1 rRNA gene is annotated in these 1650 nt (G+C 58.5%); it reads left to right on the top strand.

The features are described from left to right. Positions 1-1397 (top strand): 16S ribosomal RNA (locus BGP79_RS03895); the annotation flags it as partial. Positions 1398-1650: the final 253 nt, after the last annotated feature.

Genomic DNA, 1650 nt, shown 5'->3' with positions numbered 1-1650 from the left:
CTGGGATAAGCCTGGGAAACTGGGTCTAATACTGGATATGACCTCTCCTCGCATGGGGGGTGGTGGAAAGCCTTCGGGTGGTTTTGGATGGACTCACGGCCTATCAGCTTGTTGGTGAGGTAATGGCTCACCAAGGCGACGACGGGTAGCCGGCCTGAGAGGGTGACCGGCCACACTGGGACTGAGACACGGCCCAGACTCCTACGGGAGGCAGCAGTGGGGAATATTGCACAATGGGCGAAAGCCTGATGCAGCGACGCCGCGTGAGGGATGACGGCCTTCGGGTTGTAAACCTCTTTCAGCAGGGAACAAGGCCAGGGTTTTCTCTGGTTGAGGGTACTTGCAGAAGAAGCGCCGGCTAACTACGTGCCAGCAGCCGCGGTAATACGTAGGGCGCAAGCGTTGTCCGGAATTATTGGGCGTAAAGAGCTCGTAGGCGGTTTGTCGCGTCTGCTGTGAAAGCCCGGGGCTTAACCCCGGGTCTGCAGTGGGTACGGGCAGACTAGAGTGCAGTAGGGGAGACTGGAATTCCTGGTGTAGCGGTGAAATGCGCAGATATCAGGAGGAACACCGATGGCGAAGGCAGGTCTCTGGGCTGTTACTGACGCTGAGGAGCGAAAGCATGGGGAGCGAACAGGATTAGATACCCTGGTAGTCCATGCCGTAAACGTTGGGCACTAGGTGTGGGGGACATTCCACGTTTTCCGCGCCGTAGCTAACGCATTAAGTGCCCCGCCTGGGGAGTACGGCCGCAAGGCTAAAACTCAAAGGAATTGACGGGGGCCCGCACAAGCGGCGGAGCATGCGGATTAATTCGATGCAACGCGAAGAACCTTACCAAGGCTTGACATGGACCGGAAAGGCGCAGAGATGCGTCCCCCACTTGTGGCCGGTTCACAGGTGGTGCATGGTTGTCGTCAGCTCGTGTCGTGAGATGTTGGGTTAAGTCCCGCAACGAGCGCAACCCTCGTTCCATGTTGCCAGCGGGTTATGCCGGGGACTCATGGGAGACTGCCGGGGTCAACTCGGAGGAAGGTGGGGATGACGTCAAATCATCATGCCCCTTATGTCTTGGGCTTCACGCATGCTACAATGGCCGGTACAAAGGGTTGCGATACTGTGAGGTGGAGCTAATCCCAAAAAGCCGGTCTCAGTTCGGATCGTGGTCTGCAACTCGACCACGTGAAGTCGGAGTCGCTAGTAATCGCAGATCAGCAACGCTGCGGTGAATACGTTCCCGGGCCTTGTACACACCGCCCGTCAAGTCACGAAAGTTGGTAACACCCGAAGCCGGTGGCCTAACCCTTGGGAGGGAGCCGTCGAAGGTGGGACTGGCGATTGGGACTAAGTCGTAACAAGGTAGCCGTACCGGAAGGTGCGGCTGGATCACCTCCTTTCTAAGGAGCGCTTGAACCTCTGGCCGGCCCGGTTTGCCTGGGTTGGTCTTCTGCTCGTCCTGTGTGGCGGGTGGGTGTTGGGGGTGAGAGAGAATGCCCGTTGACTCACCGATGTGTGGGTGCGGGTGCTCATGGGTGGAACATCAACGAAACTCGTGTCCGTCACCGACGCTGGTGGCTGGCCGCCTAGTACGCCTGGTTCGTTCCCTGTTGGGGGATGGTCGGGTTGGAGGGGTGGTTGGTCTGCTGGTGG

This window comes from Tersicoccus sp. Bi-70, assembly GCF_001968825.1.
Lineage (GTDB): Bacteria > Actinomycetota > Actinomycetes > Actinomycetales > Micrococcaceae > Tersicoccus.
This window is presented reverse-complemented; position numbering and strand designations above follow the sequence as displayed.